A 22,986-nucleotide genomic window follows, 5' to 3' on the forward strand; every position below is an offset into this window, starting at 1 on the left:
GGAAGTGTGGAGGAGTCTATCCGACAGAGATCAAATGTGGGAGCTGGCTTGAACTGCGATAGCCATAGGTATCTAAACAATTTTGTAGGTTGTAGCAGCTGACGGTAACCACGATGCGAAGCGAGTCGCTTTTGATCTGTTTTTGATCTTAGGCGCCCCGTTAAACCACGCTGGCCGAAATTCGACAGGGATTTGGGGGGTAAACCGGCAGGGATGCCGGTTTAGCCGCCCCGCGCCATGGATGGCGCGGGGCGGCGGCCCCCCAAATCCATGGCGGATTACGGGCACACCGAGCCTAAGCGAGGTGCCGAGTGGTGGGGCAAGAGCGTTTGGGTTACTTTTGCGCTTTTCAAAAGTGACCCGCTGTAAAAGCGGAACCCTAAGTGGCCGTTACCGCAGGAATGGATATGTACTCGGTATAACTGTGTCGGCTGTCAGGCCGCCTTCGCGAGCAAGCCCGCTCCCACAGGGGATGGTATTTCAAATCAGGAAATGGTGCTGCGCTCAGGAAGCTTTTGGCGCTGCACTACCCAGTAATCCACCAGCTCGCGCAACTGTGATAGCTCCACCGGCTTGGCCATATGCCCGTCCATGCCGGCCTGGCGTGCGCGTTCTTTATGTTCCGAAAGAATATGCGCCGTGAGCGCTACCACCGGCGTGCGTACGCGTTGGTGGCTGACTTCCCACGCGCGCAGCTGCTGGGTGGCGGAGAATCCATCGAGGACTGGCATTTCACAATCCATCAATACCAGGTCATAGCGCTGGGCTTTCATCGCTTGCAGGGCTTCTTCGCCGTTGCTGGCGGTGTCCGGGTTGAGGTTGAGTTTGCCGAGCATGCCGCGAATCACTTTGGTGGAGATGCTGTTGTCTTCGGCTACCAGGATGCGGAAATCGCTCGGCACGGTCACCGCCACCGGTGCGCTGGGGGCGGGGCGTGGAATGGCTGCGCCTTTGCTGCGCTGGGCCAGTTCGTCGGCCAGGGTCGTCTTGAGCGTATAACCGGCCACGGGTTTGGCGAGGATGCGCTTGATCCCGCAGTTGCGCGCGATGATCTTGCTCGGCGCGTTGCTGATACCGGTGAGCATGATCAGCAGGATGTCGTGGTTCAGGCTCGGGTCTTCCTTGATCTTTGCCGCCAGTTGCATGCCGGTCATGCCCGGCATGTTCTGGTCCAGCAGCACCACGTCGAAGTAATCGCGCAGGTGTGCCTTGGTGCGCAGCAGCGCCAGGGCCTCCTTGCCGGACGGCACGGCGCTGACATTAAGGCCCCAGGCCGAACATTGCTGCACCAGTACTTTGCGGCAGGTGTCGTTGTCGTCCACCACCAGCACGCGGGCGTCCTTGAGCGGGCCGTCGAGATCCGACGTCGGGTGCTCCAGGCGCTCCGGGTCCAGCGGCAGGGTCAACCACAAGGTACTGCCCTGATGGCTGCCACTCTTGATACCGAATTCGCCGTTCATCAGCAGGATCAACTGGCGGGCAATGACCAGGCCCAGGTGACCGCTCAGGCGTGTCGCCGAGAGGAAGTTCTTGCTGTGCAGTTCGCTGTGCAGCAGCGCGTCGCGTTCGGCGGCTTCCATCGGCACGCCGCTGTCCTGCACGGCAATGCGCAAACGGGGCTTGGTGCTGCGCTCGTCGAGGGCCACGACGATCAGCACTTCGCCTTCATCGGTCTTGTGCAGGGCGTTCTCCAGCAGGCTCAACAAAGCCTGGCGCAGGCGCGTCGGGTCGCCGCTGATCACGCGTGGCACCTGGGGCTGGATAAAGCTGATCAGCTCGACATTCTGCTGCTCGGCCTTGGCGCGAAAGATACTCAGGCAGTCGTCGATCAACGCGTTGAGGTCGAACTGCACATCATCGAGTTCGATCTGCCCGGACTCCAGCTTGGAAATGTCGAGAATCTCGTTGATCAGGGTGAGCAGCTCGTTACCGGCGCTGTGGATGGTCTGCACGTAGTCGCGCTGCTTCACCGACAGCGGCGTACCCAATAGCAGTTCGGTCATGCCCAGCACGCCGTTCATGGGCGTGCGGATTTCATGGCTGATCTTCGCCAGGAACTCGGCCTTGGCGGCGATTTCGGCGTTGCTGGCGGCCAGGTCGCGGCTCAGGCTGAAGCGCGTTTCGACAATCGCGCGCTGGCGTTCGCCCAGGGCCAGGCTCATCAACAGGCCGCTGAGACAGATGAAACCCAGCAGGGTGACGATCAGGCCCTGCGGCGCCACCAGGGTGAGGCCGAGCAGGGCGGGAAGAATGATCAGTGTGCCAATGTTGAACACCACCATCGCCGCCACGAACAGACGCGCCGGGCGGTAGCCTTTTTGCCAATGGTAGGCCGAGACAAACAACATGCTCAGGCCGGCCAGCGCCACCAGGGCATAGGTGATGATGTTCAGTGGCAGGGTATTGACGAACAACAACAGCAGGCCGCACAGCACGATCAGCAGGATATCGGCCATCAACACCTTGTTCAGCGGGTGCGGGCCCAGGGGCATGAAGAAGCGGTAGGCGAACATCAACCCGCAAGGTGCGGTCAGCAACAGGGCGAGGTAGGCGCCAGGGGTCTGGATCGCGTGCCAGTTCGGCAGCCATGGCCCCACCAGGTTGAGCAGCAGCGCCAGGCTGAGCATCAACAGCAATTCGCAGGCGGCCAGCCACAGGCTGCTGCGCGAGCGGTGGTAGGCGAAGCGCGTGAGGTTGTGCAGGATCAGCATCAGCAGCACGCCGAACAGCAGGCCGTAGATCAGCGTCTGGTTCTGGTTGGCGGCGGCCAGTACTGCAGGTTCCAGGGTGATGTAGGGGCGCAGTTCGTGTTCCGAGACCAGGCGCAGGTACACCTCAAGAGGTCGTGGGCTCTGGGGCATCGGCAGCATGAAATCGCTGCTGGGCAGCGGGCGTTCAACCTGGGGTTGGCGCGTGCCGGTGGTTTGTTGCTCCACCAGGGTATCGCCGTCCAGTACATACAGGCTCAGGCTGGAAAGATCCGGGGCAAAGACCCGCAGCACTTGTTCGTGCTTGCCGGGCTGCAGCCTGAAGCGCACCCACAACGCACCGTCCGGCTGCGCGGCAGTGATCCGGTCCAGTTCGATGGGGCTGAATTGATTGGTGTAGCGGGCGGAACGGATGTCGCTCAGTTGCAGGTCGGCCTGTTCATCAAGCAATACCGCCCAACCACTGCCTTGCGCGGCGGCCTGGGCCGGGAGCAGGCAGAGCAGGGTCAGCAAGCTGACTGTGAAACCTATGGCGATCCTGAGCCAGCGCACGGCGAAATCCCTTCGTAGGTTGATGCACGGGTTAACTATGCGCGGGGCGACATGTGTACGGCAAGGGCCAAAGGCCCTTACCTAACCGAACGGATAGCTACTGCAAGTGTAGCTCTCAGCTGTTCTCGCCGCGTTCACGGGCAATGGCACGGTAGCCGATGTCGGTGCGGTAGAAACAACCTTTCCAGTCGATTTTCGCAGCCAGCTTGTACGCCTGCTGTTGTGCTGCATCGACACTGGCACCCATTGCGGTGGCGCACAACACACGGCCACCTGCGGTTACAACTTTGCCGTCCTTGAGCGCGGTGCCTGCGTGGAACACCTTGCCTTCCAGCGCAGCGGCGGCATCCAGACCTTCAATCACATCGCCCTTGGCGTAATCGGCAGGGTAACCACCGGCCGCCAGCACGATGCCGACGCTCGGGCGTGGGTCCCACTGTGCTTCGACCTTATCCAGCGCTTGGGCCAGCGCCGCTTCCACCAGCAGCACCAGGCTAGATTGCAGGCGCAGCATCACCGGTTGGGTTTCCGGATCGCCGAAACGGCAGTTGAACTCGATGACTTTCGGGTTACCGGCTTTGTCGATCATCAGGCCGGCGTAGAGGAAACCGGTGTAGACGTTGCCTTCGTCGGCCATGCCGCGCACGGTCGGCCAGATCACCAGGTCCATGACGCGCTGATGCACATCGCTGGTGACCACTGGCGCCGGGGAGTAAGCACCCATGCCGCCAGTGTTCGGGCCGCTGTCGCCATTGCCGACGCGCTTGTGGTCCTGGCTGGTGGCCATGGGCAGTACGTTCTTGCCGTCGACCATTACGATGAAACTGGCTTCTTCGCCGTCGAGGAATTCCTCGATCACCACGCGCGAACCTGCATCACCAAAGGCATTGCCGGCGAGCATGTCGCGCACGGCGTCTTCGGCTTCCTGCAGGGTCATGGCGACGATCACGCCTTTACCGGCAGCCAGGCCATCGGCCTTGATCACGATCGGTGCGCCTTTTTCGCGCAGGTAGGCGAGGGCCGGCTCGATCTCGGTGAAGTTCTGGTAGTCGGCGGTGGGGATCTTGTGGCGTGCCAGGAAATCCTTGGTGAAGGCTTTCGAGCCTTCCAACTGGGCGGCGCCAGCGGTCGGGCCGAAGCAATCCAGACCACGGCTGCGGAACAGATCGACGACGCCGGCAACCAGTGGCACTTCCGGGCCGACGATGGTCAGGGAAACATTCTTCTCGGCAAAATCTGCCAGTTGCTCAAGGGCCAGTACGTCGATGGCGACGTTTTCGCACTTGGCCTCAATGGCGGTACCGGCGTTGCCTGGGGCGACGAAGACTTTCTGGACACGTGGGTCCTGGGCAACTTTCCAGGCCAGGGCGTGTTCACGGCCACCGCTGCCAATGATCAAAACATTCATTTCAAAAACCTCGGATGAAGCAAATTCTGTGAGGCGCCGCAAGTGCGCTTTATGTGGGAGGGGGCTTGCTCCCGATTGCGGTGTATCAGTCAAATAATCAACCTGCTGAAATACCGCTATCGGGAGCAAGCCCCCTCCCACATTTCGATCGAGTGGGATCAGTGGCGGAAGTGGCGCATACCGGTGAAGACCATGGCGATGCCGGCTTCATCAGCAGCGGCAATCACTTCTGCATCACGCATCGAGCCGCCCGGTTGGATCACGGCAGTAACACCGGCTTTCGCGGCGTTATCCAGGCCATCACGGAACGGGAAGAATGCATCGGAAGCCATTACCGAACCCACCACCTGCAAACCAGCGTGTTCTGCCTTGATCGCGGCGATACGCGCCGAGTTCACACGGCTCATCTGGCCGGCGCCGACACCGATGGTCTGGCGGTTCTTGGCGTAGACGATGGCGTTGGATTTAACGTACTTGGCGACTTTCCAGGCAAAGATCAAATCGTTGATCTCTTGCTCGGTCGGGGCGCGTTTGGTCACCACTTTCAAGTCTTGGCTGCCGATCATGCCGATGTCGCGGCTCTGTACCAGCAAGCCGCCATTGACGCGCTTGTAGTCCCAGGCAGCGGCGCGGTCGGCCGACCACTCGCCGCAGGCCAGCAGGCGCACGTTGGCTTTGGCGGCGACAATGGCGCGGGCTTCTTCGCTGACGCTTGGCGCGATGATCACCTCGACGAACTGGCGCTCGACGATCGCCTTGGCGGTCTCGGCATCCAGCTCGCGGTTGAAGGCAATGATGCCGCCGAACGCAGATTCGGTATCGGTGGCGTAGGCCAGTTCGTACGCCTGGCGGATACCGCCTTCAGCGTCCGGGCTCACGGCCACGCCGCACGGGTTGGCGTGCTTGACGATCACGCAGGCCGGTTTGACGAAGCTCTTCACGCATTCCAGCGCGGCGTCGGTATCGGCCACGTTGTTGTAGGAAAGTTCTTTGCCTTGCAGCTGGGTCGCGGTGGCAATGCCCACTTCGGCAGGCTTGGCTTCCACGTAGAACGCCGCGCTCTGGTGCGGGTTCTCGCCGTAGCGCATTTCCTGGGCCTTGATGAACTGGCTGTTGAAGGTGCGCGGGAACTGGCTGCGACCTTCTGTGCTCAAGGTGTCAGCCGCTTGGTTCACGGTGCCCATGTAGTTGGCGATCATGCCGTCATAGGCTGCGGTGTGTTCGAACGCCTTGAGCATCAGGTCGAAACGCTGGGCGTAGGTCAGGCCACCGGCTTTCAGGTTTGCCAGCACGTTGGCGTAGTCGCTGGCGTTGACCACGATGGCCACGTCTTTGTGGTTCTTGGCCGCCGAGCGCACCATGGTCGGGCCGCCGATATCGATGTTCTCGATGGCGGTGGGGAGGTCGCAGCCTGGCTTGTTGATGGTGGCTTCGAATGGGTAGAGGTTAACGGCCACCAGGTCGATCGGCTTGATGCCGTGCTCGGTCATGATGGCGTCGTCGATGCCGCGACGGCCGAGGATGCCGCCATGGATTTTCGGGTGCAGGGTCTTGACGCGACCGTCCATCATTTCTGCGAAACCGGTGTAGTCCGCGACTTCTACTGCGGCCACGCCGTTGTCCTGCAGCAGTTTGAAGGTCCCGCCCGTGGAGAGGATTTCCACACCCAGGGCTTCCAGCTCCCGGGCAAATTCGAGGATCCCGGTCTTGTCGGAAACACTGATCAAGGCGCGGCGGATCGGCAGGCGGGTAGTCTGGTCGGTCATTTCAATTTCCATCAAAAGCAAAGGAGTCAGCAAAAAAGGCGACCGGTTTTACGCGGGCGCCTTTCTGGTTTGATTGAATGCTTACAGCAAATCGTACTGCTTGAGCTTTTTGCGCAAGGTGCCACGGTTGAGGCCCAGCAGCTCACTGGCTTTGGTCTGGTTGCCCTTGACGTAGTTCATCACGCTTTCGAGCAAGGGCGCCTCGACTTCGGAGAGCACCAGGTTGTACACGTCCGTGACGGAAGCACCCTCAAGGTGGGCGAAATAATTGTGCAGCGCTTTCTCGACACTCCCGCGAAGGGTCTGGCCTTCTTCGCTGGGCGTGTTGAGGTGCTGTTTCAAATTGACGTTGTCGCTCACGGGTGTTGTTCCACTCACTAAAGTCTCGGTCATCATCGTCATGCGGCCACCCCTTTTCCATCCCCTGTTCCCAGGCTCTTGTCACGTTCGGCGAAGAACTCACGAACGGTGGCGACCTGTGCCTGCGTTTCATCCAAACGATTGAACTGAGCGCGAAATTCCTTGGCGCCCGGCAAGGTGGCGAGATACCAGCCGACATGCTTGCGAGCAATGCGTACGCCCATCACATCCCCATAGAAGGCGTGCAGGGCGGCCAGATGCTCCAGCAGAATACGTTCCACTTCGACCAACTCCGGCGCCGGCAAGACTTCACCAGTGCGCAGGAAATGCTCGATCTCGCGAAAAATCCACGGTCGCCCCTGGGCGGCCCGGCCAATCAACAATCCGTCGGCACCGGTTGCGTGCAGCACACGCCGGGCTTTCTCGGCGCAGTCGATGTCGCCATTGGCAAATACCGGCATCGACACGGCCTGCTTGATCGCGGCAATGGTGTCGTACTCGGCTTCACCGGTATAAAGGTCGGCGCGGGTACGGCCATGCACCGCCAGCGCTGTAATCCCGGCCTGTTCAGCGATCTTTGCCACTGTGAGGCCATTTTTGTTGTCCCGGTCCCAACCGGTACGAATCTTCAGGGTCACCGGCACATCGACTGCGCCAACGACGGCCTGCAGGATCTCGGCGACCAACTGCTCATCTTTCAACAGGGCGGAACCGGCGGCCTTGTTGCAGACCTTCTTGGCCGGGCAGCCCATGTTGATATCAATGATCTGTGCACCCAGCTCCACATTGGCCCGGGCCGCATCCGCCAGCATCTGCGCATCACCCCCGGCGATCTGTACCGAGCGTGGCTCGGGATCACCTTCGTGGATCATGCGCATCCGCGATTTGCGGGTGTTCCACAAACTCATGTCGCTGGTAACCATTTCAGAGACTACTAGACCCGCGCCCAAACGCTTGCACAGCTGACGAAAGGGCTGATCGGTGACACCCGCCATCGGGGCGAGGATCAAGCCGTTCTGCAATGTATATGGGCCGATGCGTACCGCCGACATAGGACTTCCCTGTTGTGGGGCCGGATCATTAGAGTTCGAAAAAGGGTTGGCATGATACCCGCTCTCGATGACGGGTTAAAGGCTGAATTGGATAAAATCTGAACAGTTATTTTTTTATCGCCGCCGGTTTGGTTGACGTCGGTCAAGTCAATAATCCGCCGTCAACCCTCTGCGGGCGTGCCGTTTCACTCGGGCGAGTGGAAGCTCAGGCTGTAGTTCACGGCTTTGTTGCCGGGATCAAGGATGTCCAGGGAAATGTGGATCGGTGTCTGCGAAGGCATTTCGCTGACGCCAGCCAACTCGCCGCTCAGATACTCGGCGGGTTTGAAGCGACGACTGGCGATCAGGCCGCCGTTCAAATCTGCAAAACGCAGTTCCAGCAGCGGGAACGGCTGGGAAAAGGTCGCGCGGTTATAGAGAATCGCATCCACCACCAGCGCACCGGCGAACTCCGGGTGGCTGCGTACCACCAGGTTGCTGCTCTTGATATGGGCGATATCGACCCGCGATGGCACGGTGCAACCCAATTTCGGGCACAGCTGCTGGAACCACGGACGGTAGGCGTCCTGACGGGCCAGTTCGTCGAATTGGTAGGCGATGTACTGGCCTGCCAGGCCGGCGGCGGCGACCAGCACCAGCAGGATCCAGATCAGGCGGCGGCCCCAGCCCGACGGACGTTTCTGCGCATAGAGGTGCAGCGGGTCGTCTTCAAGGTCCTGGAGCACGGCGTCGTGCACGCTGGCCTCGGTGCGTGGGCGTTTACGCCGTGATTGCGGGCGTTCATCGGCTTCTTCTGCCGCTGGGGTCAGGGGCGTGAAGGGCGGGTCGGGCTCGTCGTCATGCAGGGGCGAGAGCAGGGTTGGCTCGTCGTCGATGGTTTCGCTGTGCAGCGACATGGACGGTTCGGTGCGCTGCCGGGTATTGCTTGGTTCAGGCTCGTCTTCATCGCTGTCTGCGCGCTCTTGCGCGGGCTCGCTGAACAGGCTGGCGGCCCATTGTTCTTCCTCGGCCTTGACCGTGTCGCGGCTGGCGCTGAGGGTGTCTTCCTTGTGCCGACGATCGGTGCCGGGTTGCCGACGCTCCGCGCCCTGGGGTTGAGTGTGCTGAATCTCGCGGCGCTCGAGCTTGGCCAGTTCTTCGTCCAGGTCCAGGTTGTCCAGGTCCAGCTCCTGGGCTGTCCACTGTTTCTGGCTGATGGCTCGCGGGGGTTCAGGCGTTGGCTCAACCGCAGTGGGCAGTTCAGGTTCGGCTGCCGACACTTGGGCGCGCTGCTCCAGCAACTGGCGAGCGGCGTTGAACACTTGCAGGCACGAGCCGCAGCGCACCACGCCACGGGCCACGCTCAACTGAGCGTGGTTGACACGGAAGCGGGCTTGGCAATGCGGGCACTGGGTGACGAAACTGTCGGTCATGCGGCCATCCGATTCAGACAAGCGCTCATTCTAGCGCCGACGACCGCTGATGCGTACCCAGCCATCACGGTTGGCGATCGGGTCCAGCTCGAAATCCCTGGCGTAGGCCGCAGCCACTTCTTCACCTTGCTCGGCGAGGATACCCGACAGCGCCAGGCGCCCACCCGGCTTGACCAGGCTCGACAGTTGCGGTGCCAGCGACACCAGCGGCCCGGCGAGGATATTGGCGACCAGCACATCGGCTTGTACCTGGGGCAGATCTTCAGGCAGATAGAGTGGGAATTTGCCTTCAGCGATGTTATTGCGCCCGGCGTTATCGCGGGAGGCTTCCAGGGCCTGCACGTCTATATCTGTGCCCACGGCCTCCTTGGCGCCCAGCAGCAGCGCTGCAATCGCCAGGATCCCGGAGCCGCAGCCGAAGTCCAGTACGTTGCTGTCGGTCAGGTCCTGGCCGTCCAGCCATTCCAGGCACAGGGCGGTGGTGGGGTGGGTGCCGGTGCCGAACGCCAGGCCCGGGTCCAGCAGCAGGTTGACGGCGTCTGGCTCGGGAGCAGCGTGCCAGCTTGGCACGATCCACAGGCGCTGGCCGAAGCGCATGGGCTGGAAGTTATCCATCCAGCTGCGTTCCCAGTCCTGGTCTTCGATGACTTCGCTGTGATGCTCGGGCAGCGGGCCGCCGGTGAGCAGTTCCATATGGGCCAGCACGGCGGCGGCATCGGTGCCGTCTTCGAACAGGGCCAGCAGGTGGGTGTGGGACCACAGCGGCGTGGTGTTGAGTTCCGGCTCGAAGATCGGCTGGTCTTCGGCGTCCATGAAGGTCACCGACACAGCGCCCACTTCGAGGAAAGCGTCTTCGTAGGTTTCGGCTTGTTCTGGGCTGATGGCGAGACGGACTTGCAGCCAAGGCATGGCGGGCACCTTTGAAAAAATGAATGTGCAGCGAGTAGGCCGCGAAAGCGCGCAAGTTTACGCGAGCGGACGGCAGAAGACGACATTACTGAATGAGCGCGGACCAAATGTGGGAGGGGGCTTGCTCCCGATAGCGGTGGATCAGTTACAGATACTGAGGCTGACACACTGCAATCGGGAGCAAGCCCCCTCCCACATTTGGACAGTGTCCATCCTGGAAAACAGGTGTGCAGAAACAACAAAGCCGCCCGAAGGCGGCTTTGTTGGGTGGAGCACTTACTGGTTGGCCAGCTTGTGTTCCAGGTAGTGAATGTTCACACCACCTTCGCAGAAGCCCTCATCGCGAACCAGGTCCCGATGCAGCGGGATGTTGGTCTTGATGCCGTCGACCACGATTTCGTCCAGGGCGTTGCGCATACGGGCCATGGCCTCGTCGCGGGTCGCGCCCCAGGTGATCAGCTTGCCGATCAGCGAGTCGTAGTTGGACGGAACCTTGTAGCCGCTGTACAGGTGCGAATCCACACGTACGCCGTTGCCGCCGGGCGCGTGGAAATGCTTGACCAGGCCAGGGCTTGGGATAAAGGTTTTCGGGTCTTCGGCGTTGATGCGGCACTCCAGGGAGTGGCCGTGCATCTTCACGTCGTCCTGGGTGAAGGACAGCACGTTACCGGCGGCGATGCTCAGCATCTCCTTGACGATGTCGATACCGGTGACCATCTCCGAAACCGGATGCTCTACCTGCACACGAGTGTTCATCTCGATGAAGTAGAAGCGACCGTTCTCGTAGAGGAACTCGAAGGTACCGGCGCCACGGTAGTTGATGTCGATGCACGCCTTGACGCAGCGTGCCAGGACTTCCTGGCGGGCTTTTTCGTCGAGGCCCGGTGCCGGGGCTTCTTCCAACACTTTCTGGTGACGACGTTGCAGCGAGCAATCGCGGTCGCCCAGGTGGATGGCGTGGCCCTGGCCGTCGGACAGCACCTGGACTTCCACGTGACGTGGGTTGGTCAGGTATTTTTCCAGGTAGACCATCGGGTTGCCGAACCAGGCGCCCGCTTCGGAGCGGGTCTGCTTGGCGGCTTCGATCAGGTCTTCTTCCTTGTGCACCACGCGCATACCGCGACCACCACCGCCACCGGCGGCCTTGATGATCACCGGGTAACCGACTTCGCGACCAATGCGCAGAGCGGTTTCCTCGTCTTCAGGCAGAGGGCCGTCGGAGCCTGGAACGGTCGGCACGCCCGCTGCAATCATGGCGTCCTTGGCCGAGACCTTGTCGCCCATCAGGCGAATGGTTTCGGCTTTGGGGCCGATGAAGGCAAACCCGGATTTTTCCACCTGTTCGGCGAAGTCGGCGTTTTCCGCGAGGAAGCCGTAGCCCGGGTGGATGCCATCAGCGCCGGTCACTTCTGCGGCAGCGATGATGTTCGAGACTTTCAGGTACGAGTTCGTGGCCAGTGGCGGGCCGATGCAGATGCTTTCGTCCGCCAGTTTCACGTGCATCAATTCGGTATCGGCCGTCGAGTAAACAGCGACGGTCTTGATGCCCTCTTCCTTACAGGCGCGCAGGATACGCAGCGCGATCTCGCCGCGGTTGGCGATCAGGACTTTTTGCAGTTTCTTCGCAGGTTTCAACATCGAAGGCGCTCCGCGGTTCAAACGATGGTGAACAGCGGCTGGTCGTACTCAACCGGCTGACCGTTTTCTACCAGGATGGATTCAATGACGCCGGCTTTTTCAGCGGTGATGTGGTTCATCATCTTCATCGCTTCAACGATGCAGATGGTGTCGCCCACTTTCACGGTCTTGCCCACTTCAACGAAGGCTGGCGAGGTCGGTGCCGGGGTGCGGTAGAAAGTACCGACCATTGGCGACTTGACCACGAAGCCGTTCAACGCTGGAGCGGCTGGGGCAGCAGGGGCTGCGGCAGCGGCTGGAGCGGCGGCAGGGGCGGCAGCGGCAGGAGCCGGTGCTTGCATCTGCGGTGCGTAGAACTGTTGGGCCGGGGTCTTGCTGTGACGGCTGATCCGTACGGACTCTTCGCCTTCCTTGATTTCCAGCTCGTCGATACCGGATTCTTCCAGCAGTTCGATCAGTTTCTTAACTTTACGGATATCCATGAATCATCAACTCCCAAGGGTCGGTCAGGGGCGTTTAGCCTGTTCTTCAACGTGTTCCAGGGCGGCCTCCAGGGCCAGTCGGTAACCGCTGGCGCCAAGGCCGCAGATCACTCCTACCGCTACGTCGGAGAAGTAAGAGTGATGGCGGAAAGCTTCGCGTTTGTGCACGTTCGATAAATGCACTTCGATGAATGGGATGCTCACCGCCAGCAGCGCGTCACGTAATGCAACGCTTGTATGCGTAAAAGCGGCGGGATTGATCAGGATAAAGTCCACGCCTTCGTTACGCGCGGCGTGGATGCGATCAATCAATTCATACTCGGCATTGCTTTGCAGGTAGAGCAGATGGTGGCCGGCTTCACGGGCCCGTCTTTCCAGGTCGAGGTTGATCTGGTCGAGGGTCACTGCCCCGTAGACGCCCGGTTCGCGGGTGCCAAGCAGGTTCAGGTTGGGTCCATGAAGAACCAGTAAGGTCGCCATCGGCTGTTCCTTGTTATTGGTAGGGGTGCGGCAGAACCCGGCGACTATGCCGCAAAGCCTTTGTGACTGTCCAGTTCTATGCAGTAGCCAGCACGATTAGCGAGGATTGCGCGAAATTTGTGACTGTGGCCCGGAATCCGGTCATGCTGAACACGGTCTTGAATCCACTGAAGATCAAATGTGGGAGGGGGCTTGCTCCCGATAGCGGTGGATCAGCTACAGGTATTGAGACTGACACACTGTAATCGGGAGCAAGCCCCCTCCCACATTTGATCTCCATAGGGCGGGAGAGCGTGTCAGACGCGGAAGGCTTGTACGGCAGTGTTGAGTTGCCCTCCGAGCACCAACAGGTGCTCACCTTGGCTACGGCCCTGGCCTATGCGCAGCAAGTTATCCTCACCCAGCTGGTGAATCCGCTCACTGTTATCGCGAATCTCACTCACGGCCCCACTCTGCTGCGCAGTCACATCGGCAATGCGTACCGCCGTCTCGGAAATCGTCTGGATCGCGCCGACGATTTCATCCAGCGCACCATCTGCTGCCTGGGCTTGCTGGGCGGTGGCTTCGGCGTGTTCAACCTGGGCGCGCATGCCTTGTACCGATTGATGGGCGGCGGTTTGCAGGCCGGCGATCAGGCCCTGGATTTCGGCAGTAGCGCCAGCGGTGCGCTGGGCCAGGGAACGGACTTCGTCGGCCACCACCGCGAAGCCGCGTCCGGCTTCACCGGCGCGAGCCGCCTCGATAGCGGCATTGAGCGCCAGCAAGTTGGTCTGCTCGGCAATCGAGCGAATCACGGTCAGCACGCCGCCGATGGTGGCGGATTCTTCCGCGAGTTTCTCGATCATCTGCGCATTTTGCTGCACTTCGCCCACCAAGGCGTGCAACCCGGTCAGGCTCAGGCCGATTACGCGCTGGCCTTGCTCCACAGCAAAGCCTGCACTGCGACTGGCGCCGGCAGCCTGGCTGGCATCCCCGGCCACTTGCTGGATGGTGGCTTCCAGTTCACCCAGGGAGTCACGGATCTGCGCGGTGTCGCCGGCCTGACGCTCGGCGCCGTCGTGCAGGCCGCTGCTCAGTTCGGCGAGGGCGCGGCTGCTGCCGGCCACTGCTTCGGCATTCCCGCGAATAGTGCCTACCAGGCCCACCAGATAGGCGCGCAGGCGGTTCAGGGAGGCTTCGATAGCGTGCAGTTCATGGTTGGTCTTGCCCAGGGCTATCGGCTGGCTGAAATTACCTTCGGCCCAGGTCGACAAGGCCGGTGCCAGATTGGTCAGCACCCGTGCCAGGCGCCGTTGCAGCGTGTCGATCAGCAGCGCGATCAACAGGATCAGGCCGATCATCACGCCTTGCAGCACACGCACCTCGCCCTGGATCCTGGCGTGCTGTGCACGTACTACCGGCTCCAGGCCGGCGATGGCCTGTTGCACGTTGGCGATCTTCAGGTGGGTGGTGGTGGCGAGGTCGGCGCGCTGCTGGATCTGCTCGCGGGTGCGCTGGAGTTCGGCGGGGTAGCGGGTCAACAGGCTGTTGAGCTCGCGCTTGAGGTCGACGCCGGTGTCCTGGGCTGCGGTTTTTTCGGTGTTTTCCAGGCCCATCAACGCGGAGAAATCGTCAGCGCTGGATTCGGCGCTGGCCGTTACCCCAAGCAATGGCAACTGCGCCAACAGGTCGGCCTGGGTGCGCACGGTGGCAATCTCGCGCTCCACCTCGTCGGCCAGCTCGGCGCGGCCGCTGCTCACCAGCTTGTCGCGGGCCAGGGACAGTTTGCCCAGATGCTGCGAGGCGGTCAGCAGGGGAGGCAGGTAGCGTGCCGCGTCTGTGGAGTTGACACCGCTGGCGTATTGGCTCAGTTGCTCCAGGTTTGCGCCCAGTTCGCGCTCGGCCTGCACTAACAGTGCTTGCGGGTCGCCGGCCAGCTTGCCTGCAGCCAGCAGGTCGGTCTTGCTGAAGGTTTCCAGGTCCGCCAGGCTGGGGTGCAGGGTTTGCGCCAACTCGGCCGGCAATTGGGCGAGTTGCTGCAACAGGCTCTCCAGGCTTTGACTGGCGCTGCTCAGGCGCAGGGCATCGCCGCTGGCCAGGTAGTCGTCGATATTGCGCGCTGCCTGGTTTTGAAAGCCCTGGGACAGGCCCAGGTAGCGCTCCATCAATAAATAAGGGCGCTCCAGCGCCCGTTGCGACCACCACAGCGTCGCCCCGAGGGCCAGGCATACGGCCACCAGCAGAAGGGTATTGAGATTGGTCAGCAGCTTGAGGCGCATGCGGGGTTTCAACCGACGGCAAAAGATAAGTGCCTGAAGTTATTGCGCTTGCGTTACAGAGTTATGACCGATTCGGTGGATTCCGGTGAAAAGATGGCACTTTGCTTTGATGCGCGCGCGGCTTGCACGCGGTTGCGTCCGGCGTCCTTGGCAAGGTATAGCGCTTCGTCAGCCTGGGCGGCCATCGTCAGGCTGTCGCAACCGTCACACAGCTCCACCAGGCCGGCGCTGAAGGTGCACCACAAATCCTGCGGTTGAGCGGGGTAGTGGATTTCTGCAAAGCGCCGCCGAATGTCGTCCAGTACCTTGCAGGCCGAGTCCACATCGGTGTCGGGCATCACAATGGCGAACTCTTCACCGCCATAACGGCCGATGTAGTCGGTCTTGCGCAGGCGCTGCTTGAGAAACAGCGCCAGGCTCTTGATCACCCGGTCGCCCATGGGGTGGCCGTGGCTGTCATTGACGCGCTTGAAGTGGTCGATATCCAGCATCGCAAAGCTCAAGGGCTTGTTCTCGCGGCGGGCGCGAAAGCTGCAGTCTTCGAGCAATTGCAGGATATGCGTATGGTTGTACAGCCCGGTCAGGCTGTCGCGCACCATCCGCGCCTTCAAGTTGCGCGCACGCGCTGCGCGGTTGCGCACGGTGGTGATCAGGTGGCGCGGCTTGATCGGTTTGGTCAGGAAGTCATCGCCGCCTTCGCTCATCGCGTCCAGCTGTTTGTCCAGGTCGTCTTCGGCCGACAGGTAGATGATCGGCACGCTGACGTAACGGTCGTTGTGGCGAATCACCTTGGCCAGTTCGGTGCCGGTACAGGCGGGCATATACATGTCGAGGATGATCAGGTCGGGCTGGAAATCCGCCAGTTCGGCCATCGCCTGGATGGGTTCGATCAAGGTGCGCGTGACAATCCCGGCGCTGTTGAGCAGGCGCTCGGTGTGCAGCGCCTGGGCCCGCGAGTCGTCAATGATCAGCACTTTGTACGGCTCGTACTGGGCAACGCAGGTCAGCACTTCGATCTTTTCCAGCAGGCTCGAAGCCTCCAGGGTGCCGGTCAGGAACTCTTCACCTCCGGCGCGCACGGCGGCCAGGCGCGTCGGCGTGTCGGTTTCGTGCAGGCTGAAAAACAACAGCGGCAGCTTTTGCTCCAGGCCCTCCTGGGCTTGCGCGGCGAGGGTGAGGCCCAGGCCGGGGCCGCAAAAGTCCACGTCCATGACGATGGCTGACGGCAGGCGCTCAGCCATGGCCGTGTGAAAAGCCGCGACGCTGTCCAGGGACTGGGCACTCAGGCCAAAGAATTCCAGCTGCTTGGCCAGGCGCTCGGCGCGGTCGTGGTCGGCCAGCATCACGTAGATCGGCTTGCGCATCGGTGGCAGCAGGGTTTGCTCAAGCTGGTCACCCTGACGCAGGCCGGTGCGCGACAGGCGCTGCATCAAGCGGTTGAGTTCGGTGATCAGTTGGCTGCTCAAACGGCCACGGTTTTCGTCCACCGCCTGGAGAGTTTGGCCAATATGCTGGGCCAGTTGGCGGTGTTCGGGCTGTTCAAAACGCTCGGCGAAGCGCTGCAGGCGCAGGTTGGCTTCGCTGAGTTCGGAAAAGTCTGCGTTCGACCATTCGCCGCGTTGCAGGCGCTGCCAGATCTCAAGAATTTGACGTGCCTGATGAATTACCCGCTGGGCAAAATGCTGCTTGAGACGCTCGCGGCTAGGGTCTTCTGACTCGGTCATATCCTGACTACTGTGAGGGTGCATGCTGAGGTCGACTGATGGCTCTATGCTAGCACCTCTTTTCTGTTGCATGAGTGTCATACGTCAATTAAGTCTGCGTGCCGGATATTCAGTTATTGACTCGCGGGTCGCGCAGCGTAAAAAGCGTGCATCCTTTATAGTCCAACCCTGCTTGTGCGCTACTTTCGCGTAAAAGCCCCGCAACGATGGGCACGATGGGGTAGGGTTGTGGTCGGAGTGTCTGAACGCACCCGGACAATTGACGTGCATGAACTCAAGTGATTGAAAGGATATCGCCATGCTGGACTGGAAAAACCGTGAAGGCAGTGCCAAAGGCCCCGCCCCTGAGCCCAAGTCGGCCAACCGCAGCTATTTTCGCAACTTGCTGATGAGCCGGGCTTTGCTCAGCATTATCGGCCTGTACCTGCTGGTCACCGGTGGCCTGGGTTGGTACTGGAGCCAGGAGCCGGCGCTGTTTCCGGTCCAGCAGAACGCCCAGCTTGCCGCGGAGAAGGAAGGCAAGCAGATGGTCGTGGGCTACACCACGGTCGAAACCCTCAAGACCGTGGTCGGCACCTTGCTGAACAAGCCTGGCGGCTACATCTCCAACGACCGTTTCCCGCCGGGCTTGTGGATGGACAACATGCCGAGCTGGGAATATGGCGTGCTGGTGCAGGTGCGTGACCTGACCCGCGCACTGCGCAAAGACTTCGCTCGCTCCCAGTCGCAGTCGGCTGAAGACGCGGACCTGGCCAAGGCCGAACCGCGGTTCAACTTCGATAACAAGAGCTGGGTGCTGCCTTCGAGCGAGTCGGAATACCAGGAAGGCATCAACTCCCTGAGCCGCTACGAAGCGCGCCTGTCTGACCCGAACCAGCGCGGCGCACTGTTTTACGCGCGTGCCGACAACCTGAACAACTGGCTGGGCGATGTGGCGACCCGTCTGGGCTCGCTGTCCCAGCGCCTGTCGGCCAGCGTCGGCCGCGTCAAACTGAACACCGCGCTTAAAACCGAGGCGCTGGCGCCGGGCGAAGTGCCGCAAGTCGATGAAGAAGTGGTGGAAACCCCATGGATGCAGATCGATAACGTGTTCTACGAAGCCCGTGGCCAGGCATGGGCCTTGTCCCATCTGCTGCGCGCCATCGAAGTCGACTTTGCCGACGTGCTGGCCAAGAAAAACGCCACCGTCAGCGTGCGCCAGATCATTCGTGAGCTGGAGGCCTCGCAGGAACCGGTGTGGAGTCCCATGATTCTTAACGGCAGTGGCTTCGGGGTACTGGCGAACCATTCGTTGGTGATGGCCAACTATATTTCCCGGGCAAACGCTGCAGTGATCGACTTGCGTCAGCTCCTTAACCAGGGTTGATGATGGATGCTACTCAAAAGGAGGCCGAACACCGTGCGGCCTCCGATGCTGAACTGATCTGCTGGGTCGACGAGCAGGACAAGCTGCTCGGCCACCTGGTCAGGTCCGACCTGCGCCAGCGCGGCCTGATTGGCCGTTGCACCTTTATCTTTCTGTTCAATTCCAAGGGCGAGCTGTGTGTGCACCGGCGCACCTTGAGCAAGGCCCTGTATCCGGGGTTTTGGGATACGGCGGCTGGCGGCATGGTGGCGGCGGGGGAAAGCTATGCCCTGTCGGCACAGCGGGAGTTGGCCGAAGAGCTGGGCGTAAGTGGAGTGGAGTTGGTCGAGCACGATCATTTTTACTTTGAAGATGGTGACAGCCGCCTGTGGTGCACTTCCTACTCTGCCGTATGGGACGGCCCGTTGTGTTTGCAGCCTGAAGAGGTCATGGAGGCACGCTTTCTGCCCCTCGAAACGGTGCTTGCCGAGGCCGAGCAAAAGCCCTATTGCCCGGATGCTCAGGAAGGTCTGCGGCGCTATCTCGCCTCACGTCGCTAAAGTTGCATAAATTGGCGCCATTTGGCTCTTAGCAACTTCGCTTTTTGCCGTTACACTGCGCGCCTTTTCACCCGAACCACATTAGCGGTTCGGTAGCGCTGCCCCTGCCTGAGTGGGGCTTCGCGGTCGGTCACCGCCCTTTGCGGCGCCGATCAGTCTTCATCCTCCCAAGAGGATTGCCGGTGGCCAAAAAAGCCGCATCCTTCGCCGCCCTTGGTGGCCTGGTATTTTCCACCGACGCAGGTCGACACTGCCCGGACTGTCGTCAGCCCGTGGATTCGTGTACCTGCAAACAGACCCTGATTCCCGAAGGCGATGGCATTGCTCGCGTACGCCGCGAGAGCAAAGGCCGTGGCGGCAAAACGGTGACCACCATCACCGGCGTGCCCCTGGCCGAAGATGCCCTCAAGGAGCTGGCCACCACGCTGAAAAAGCGCTGCGGCACCGGTGGTGCGTTGAAAGACGGGGTCATCGAGATTCAGGGTGATCACGTCGAACTGCTGTTGGCCGAGTTGATCAAGCTCGGTTACAAGGCCAAGAAGTCCGGCGGCTGAAAGCCTCTTCCCAACCTGTGGCTAAACTCTGTCCTGCGAGTGGGGTCTGACCTTCTTGCAGGCAAATCGTCATTTTCATTCTTTAGACTGCGCCAGCCTCCGCTTGAGGTGGCGCCTTCGCCTTCATTTATAGGGGACTTCGATGTCCGTACGACGCACACGCAAAGACGATGGCAGCCAATGGACAGTTGCGGACAGCCGCAGTGTTTACGGGATCCGCCATTGGGGGGCCGGTTATTTCGCGATCAATGAAGCCGGTCGCGTAGAAGTCCGCCCCAACGGTCCGAACAGCACGCCGGTCGATTTGTACGAGCAGGTCGATCAACTGCGTAAAAGCGGCCTGTCGTTGCCGCTGCTGGTGCGTTTCCCCGACATTCTGCAAGACCGTGTACGCCAACTCACCGGCGCCTTCGATTCGAATATCGAACGCCTGGAATACCAGAGCAAGTACACCGCGTTGTACCCGATCAAGGTGAACCAGCAGGAAGCGGTGATCGAGAACATCATCGCCACCCAGAACGTTTCCATCGGCCTGGAAGCGGGCTCCAAGCCCGAGCTGCTGGCCGTGTTGGCCTTGGCGCCGAAGGGTGGCACGATCGTCTGCAACGGTTACAAGGACCGCGAGTTCATCCGCCTGGCGTTGATGGGTCAGAAGCTTGGTCACAACGTATTTATCGTGATCGAGAAAGAATCCGAGGTCGGGCTGGTGATCGAAGAGGCCGCCAGCCTCAAGGTCAAGCCTCAGGTGGGTCTGCGTGTGCGCCTGTCTTCCCTGGCATCGAGCAAGTGGGCGGACACTGGTGGCGAGAAATCCAAGTTCGGCTTGTCGGCGGCGCAGTTGCTGTCGGTGGTCGAGCGTTTCCGCGCGGCCGGCCTGGACCAGGGCATCCGCCTGCTGCACTTCCACATGGGTTCGCAGATCGCCAACCTGGCCGACTACCAGCACGGGTTCAAGGAAGCTATTCGTTACTACGGCGAACTGCGCAACCTCGGCCTGCCGGTGGACCACATCGACGTCGGCGGCGGCCTGGGCGTGGACTACGACGGTACCCACTCGCGTAACGCCAGCTCGATCAACTACGACATGGACGACTACGCCGGCGTGGTCGTGGGCATGCTCAAGGAATTCTGCGATGCGCAGAGCCTGCCGCACCCGAACATCTTCTCTGAAAGCGGTCGCTCCCTGACCGCCCACCACGCCATGCTGGTGGTGCAAGTCACTGACGTCGAGAAGCACAACGACGAAATCCCGACCATTGAAAACAAGGAAAGCCTGCCGGAAACCGTGCAATGGCTGGTGGACCTGCTCGGTCCGACCGACATCGAAATGGTCACCGAAACCTACTGGCGCGCCACCCACTACATGAGCGACGTGGCCACCCAGTACGCCGACGGCAAACTGACCCTGGCCGAAAAAGCCCTGGCCGAACAGTGCTACTTCGCCGTGTGCCGCCGCCTGCACAACTCGTTGAAAGCCCGCCAGCGTTCGCATCGCCAGGTGCTGGACGAACTCAACGACAAGTTGGCCGACAAGTACATCTGCAACTTCTCGGTGTTCCAGAGCCTGCCGGACACCTGGGCCATCGGCCAGGTCCTGCCGATCCTGCCGCTGCACCGCCTCGACGAAGAGCCGCTGCGCCGTGCCGTGCTGCAAGACCTGACCTGCGACTCCGACGGCAAGATCAAGCAGTACGTCGACGAGCAGAGCATCGAGACCAGCCTGCCGGTGCACGGCTTGAACGAAGGTGAAGACTACCTGCTGGGTATCTTCCTGGTCGGCGCGTATCAGGAGATCCTGGGCGACATGCACAACCTGTTCGGTGACACCGACTCGGTGAACATCTACCAGCGTGAAGACGGTTCGGTGTACAGCGCCGGGATCGAGACCCACGACACCATCGAAGACATGCTGCGCTATGTGCACTTGTCGCCCGAGGAGTTGATGACGCATTACCGCGACAAGTGTGCGAGTGCGAAGATTTCGGCGTCCGAGCGTACCCAGTTCCTGGATGCGTTGCGCCTGGGCTTGACCCGTTCTTCGTACCTGTCCTCGTAATATATGTGGGAGGGGGCTTGCTCCCGATAGCGGTGGATCAGTCAATGAATCTGTTGACTGACACTCAGCTATCGGGAGCAAGCCCCCTCCCACATTTGGATCTGCATTCCTTCAGTTTGCTCCCAGCCACAGCCCTTGCCGATTCAAGCGCCAGGCTATCGCCCAGAGTGTCAGGCTGCGCACCGCCATGAACAGCAGGAAGGTTACCCACAACCCGTGGTTACCCAACCCCTGCAACGCCCAGGCAATCGGCAGCACCAACAGCACCGTCAGCAACATCCCATTGCGCATCTCCCGCGCCCGCGTTGCGCCGATAAACAGTCCATCGAGCAAATAACTCCACACCGCAATCAACGGTAGTACCGCCAGGTAAGGCAGGTAGATGTCGGCGGTTTCGCGCACGCTGGGAATATCCGTTTGCATAGCGATAAACAGATGGCCGCCGAAGGTGAACAACAGGGCGAAACCGATGCTGGCGATCAGCGACCAACCGCAGGCAACCACCAACGAGCGGCGCAACGCCTGGCGGTCGTGGGCGCCGATGGCGTGCCCGCACAGGGCTTCGACGGCGTGAGCCAGGCCATCCAGCGCATGGGCCGTCAGCAACAGGCCATTGAGCAGCAAGGCATTGGCGGCGACCGTGGCGTCCCCCAGCCGTGCACCTTGCACCGTGATCATGAAAAACACTGACTGCAAGGCGAGGCTGCGAATAAAGATATCGCGGTTCACTGCCAGCAGCGGGCGCCAGCATTGCCACAGTTTCAGCGCGGCCCAGGCGATATGGCCAGGGTAGGCGCGCAGGGCTTTTTGCGTGAGTGCCAGGCCGAGCAGCGCGCCGGTCCACTCCGCGATCACCGAGGCGCGGGCGGAGCCAACCACGCCCCAGTCCAGGCCGAGTACAAACCACAGGTTAAGCGCAATGTTGACCAGGTTGGTGGTCAGCAGAATCGCCAGCGGCGCCCGCGCGTTCTGCGTGCCGAGGAACCAGCCGACCAGCGCATAGCTGGCGAGGGCGGCGGGCAGGCCGAACAGGCGGGTGTGGAAGAATTCGCGGGTCAGTTGGTTCAGTTCAGGGGAGGGCTGCATCCATTCCAAAGCCAGATGGCTCAGGGGAATACCGACCGTGCCCAGTAACATCGCCAGCCCCAGTGCCAGCAGCAAGCCTTGCAACAGGATTTGCCGCAGCGCCGCGCCATCCTTGCGCCCGGCGGCCTGGGCGGCGAACCCGGTGGAGCCCATGCGCAGGAAACCCATGGCCCAGGCCAGGAAGGTATACAGGCTGGCACCGACGGCCACGGCGCCCAGTTGATGGGCGTGGGGCAGGTGGCCGATGACCATGCTGTCGACCAGGGCTACCAGCGGCACGGAGATATTCGACAGGATCATCGGCGCGGCCAGGGCCCAGACGCGGCGATGGGTGGGGCGGTGGCGCCAGTCGGCAAGCAGGGCGGTCATGAAGGCTCCTTGGTGGAGCGGGCATTGTACCCGTCCACCCATCACGCCGCAGATCCATGTGGGAGGGGGCTTGCCCCCGATTGCGGTGAATCGGCCAGGAATTTCTAACCTGATACACCGCCATCGGGAGCAAGCCCCCTCCCACATTTTGAACTGCATTGTTTGTGGGATTTGGTTTAGCCCGGAAGGCACCCAGAACCAAACTTCCCTCCGTCGGTCAATGTGACCGGCACCGCAGCAGCCAGCGCGGCGCTGATATATAGTTCA

General features: G+C 61.2%; 17 protein-coding genes. 4 read left to right on the forward strand and 13 right to left on the reverse strand.

The annotated features are described in order from the left end of the window. Positions 1-485: 485 nt before the first annotated feature. From FW800_RS03810 to FW800_RS03865, 12 genes are all read right to left on the reverse strand, one after another. Entirely contained in the window at positions 486-3,260 is a 2,775-nt protein-coding gene (locus tag FW800_RS03810; protein ID WP_032878117.1) for a hybrid sensor histidine kinase/response regulator, read from the reverse strand. A 115-nt stretch (positions 3,261-3,375) separates the two neighbouring features. Further along, on the reverse strand, positions 3,376-4,668 hold the full coding sequence (purD, locus tag FW800_RS03815) for a phosphoribosylamine--glycine ligase (protein ID WP_032878115.1): 1,293 nt from the start codon (positions 4,666-4,668) through the stop codon (positions 3,376-3,378). 158 nt (positions 4,669-4,826) lie between these two features. Then, the gene (purH, locus tag FW800_RS03820) at positions 4,827-6,434 is read right to left on the reverse strand and encodes a bifunctional phosphoribosylaminoimidazolecarboxamide formyltransferase/IMP cyclohydrolase (protein ID WP_032878113.1); all 1,608 of its coding nucleotides are present in this window, start codon (positions 6,432-6,434) and stop codon (positions 4,827-4,829) included. 81 nt (positions 6,435-6,515) lie between these two features. Further along, a complete protein-coding gene (gene fis, locus FW800_RS03825; RefSeq protein WP_002555375.1) occupies positions 6,516-6,836 on the reverse strand; it encodes a DNA-binding transcriptional regulator Fis in 321 nt (106 codons plus the stop codon). Further along, entirely contained in the window at positions 6,833-7,846 is a 1,014-nt protein-coding gene (gene dusB / locus FW800_RS03830; RefSeq protein WP_032878112.1) for a tRNA dihydrouridine synthase DusB, read from the reverse strand. Before dusB ends, fis begins: the two co-directional genes overlap by 4 nt. A 185-nt stretch (positions 7,847-8,031) precedes the next feature. Then, positions 8,032-9,258, reverse strand: a complete 1,227-nt coding sequence (locus FW800_RS03835; RefSeq protein WP_446436995.1) for a DUF3426 domain-containing protein — start codon at positions 9,256-9,258, stop codon at positions 8,032-8,034. Between the two features lie 30 nt (positions 9,259-9,288). Then, positions 9,289-10,167 carry a 50S ribosomal protein L11 methyltransferase gene (gene prmA, locus FW800_RS03840; protein WP_032878110.1) on the reverse strand — a complete coding sequence of 293 codons (879 nt, stop codon included), beginning with the start codon at positions 10,165-10,167 and terminating at the stop codon, positions 9,289-9,291. A gap of 276 nt (positions 10,168-10,443) precedes the next feature. After that, positions 10,444-11,805, reverse strand: coding sequence for an acetyl-CoA carboxylase biotin carboxylase subunit (gene accC / locus FW800_RS03845; protein ID WP_003188188.1), 1,362 nt, complete (start codon positions 11,803-11,805; stop codon positions 10,444-10,446). 17 nt (positions 11,806-11,822) lie between these two features. Continuing rightward, a complete protein-coding gene (accB, locus tag FW800_RS03850; protein WP_003188191.1) occupies positions 11,823-12,287 on the reverse strand; it encodes an acetyl-CoA carboxylase biotin carboxyl carrier protein in 465 nt (154 codons plus the stop codon). 24 nt (positions 12,288-12,311) lie between these two features. After that, on the reverse strand, positions 12,312-12,767 hold the full coding sequence (gene aroQ, locus FW800_RS03855) for a type II 3-dehydroquinate dehydratase (RefSeq protein WP_032878109.1): 456 nt from the start codon (positions 12,765-12,767) through the stop codon (positions 12,312-12,314). 296 nt (positions 12,768-13,063) lie between these two features. After that, on the reverse strand, positions 13,064-15,025 hold the full coding sequence (locus tag FW800_RS03860) for a methyl-accepting chemotaxis protein (protein ID WP_446436996.1): 1,962 nt from the start codon (positions 15,023-15,025) through the stop codon (positions 13,064-13,066). 53 nt (positions 15,026-15,078) lie between these two features. After that, positions 15,079-16,749, reverse strand: a complete 1,671-nt coding sequence (locus FW800_RS03865; RefSeq protein WP_446436997.1) for a diguanylate cyclase — start codon at positions 16,747-16,749, stop codon at positions 15,079-15,081. Between the two features lie 298 nt (positions 16,750-17,047). Here FW800_RS03865 and FW800_RS03870 point away from each other — a divergent pair, with 298 nt between their 5' ends. The 4 genes from FW800_RS03870 to speA all read left to right on the forward strand — a co-directional run bounded on the left by FW800_RS03870 (position 17,048) and on the right by speA (position 21,264). Further along, complete coding sequence (locus tag FW800_RS03870) at positions 17,048-18,115, forward strand: DUF2333 family protein (RefSeq protein ID WP_003188197.1); 1,068 nt, start codon at positions 17,048-17,050, stop codon at positions 18,113-18,115. 2 nt (positions 18,116-18,117) lie between these two features. Then, positions 18,118-18,654 (forward strand): NUDIX hydrolase, encoded by a 537-nt coding sequence (locus FW800_RS03875; protein WP_032878106.1) that lies wholly within the window; start codon positions 18,118-18,120, stop codon positions 18,652-18,654. A 182-nt stretch (positions 18,655-18,836) separates the two neighbouring features. Then, the gene (locus FW800_RS03880; protein WP_005784408.1) at positions 18,837-19,208 is read left to right on the forward strand and encodes a translation initiation factor Sui1; all 372 of its coding nucleotides are present in this window, start codon (positions 18,837-18,839) and stop codon (positions 19,206-19,208) included. 142 nt (positions 19,209-19,350) lie between these two features. Further along, entirely contained in the window at positions 19,351-21,264 is a 1,914-nt protein-coding gene (gene speA / locus FW800_RS03885) for an arginine decarboxylase (RefSeq protein WP_005784410.1), read from the forward strand. Between the two features lie 111 nt (positions 21,265-21,375). Here speA and FW800_RS03890 read toward each other — a convergent pair whose 3' ends face one another. Next, entirely contained in the window at positions 21,376-22,719 is a 1,344-nt protein-coding gene (locus FW800_RS03890; RefSeq protein WP_446436998.1) for an MATE family efflux transporter, read from the reverse strand. Positions 22,720-22,986 lie beyond the last annotated feature (267 nt).

The sequence above is a fragment of the Pseudomonas sp. 910_23 genome (assembly GCF_052850795.1).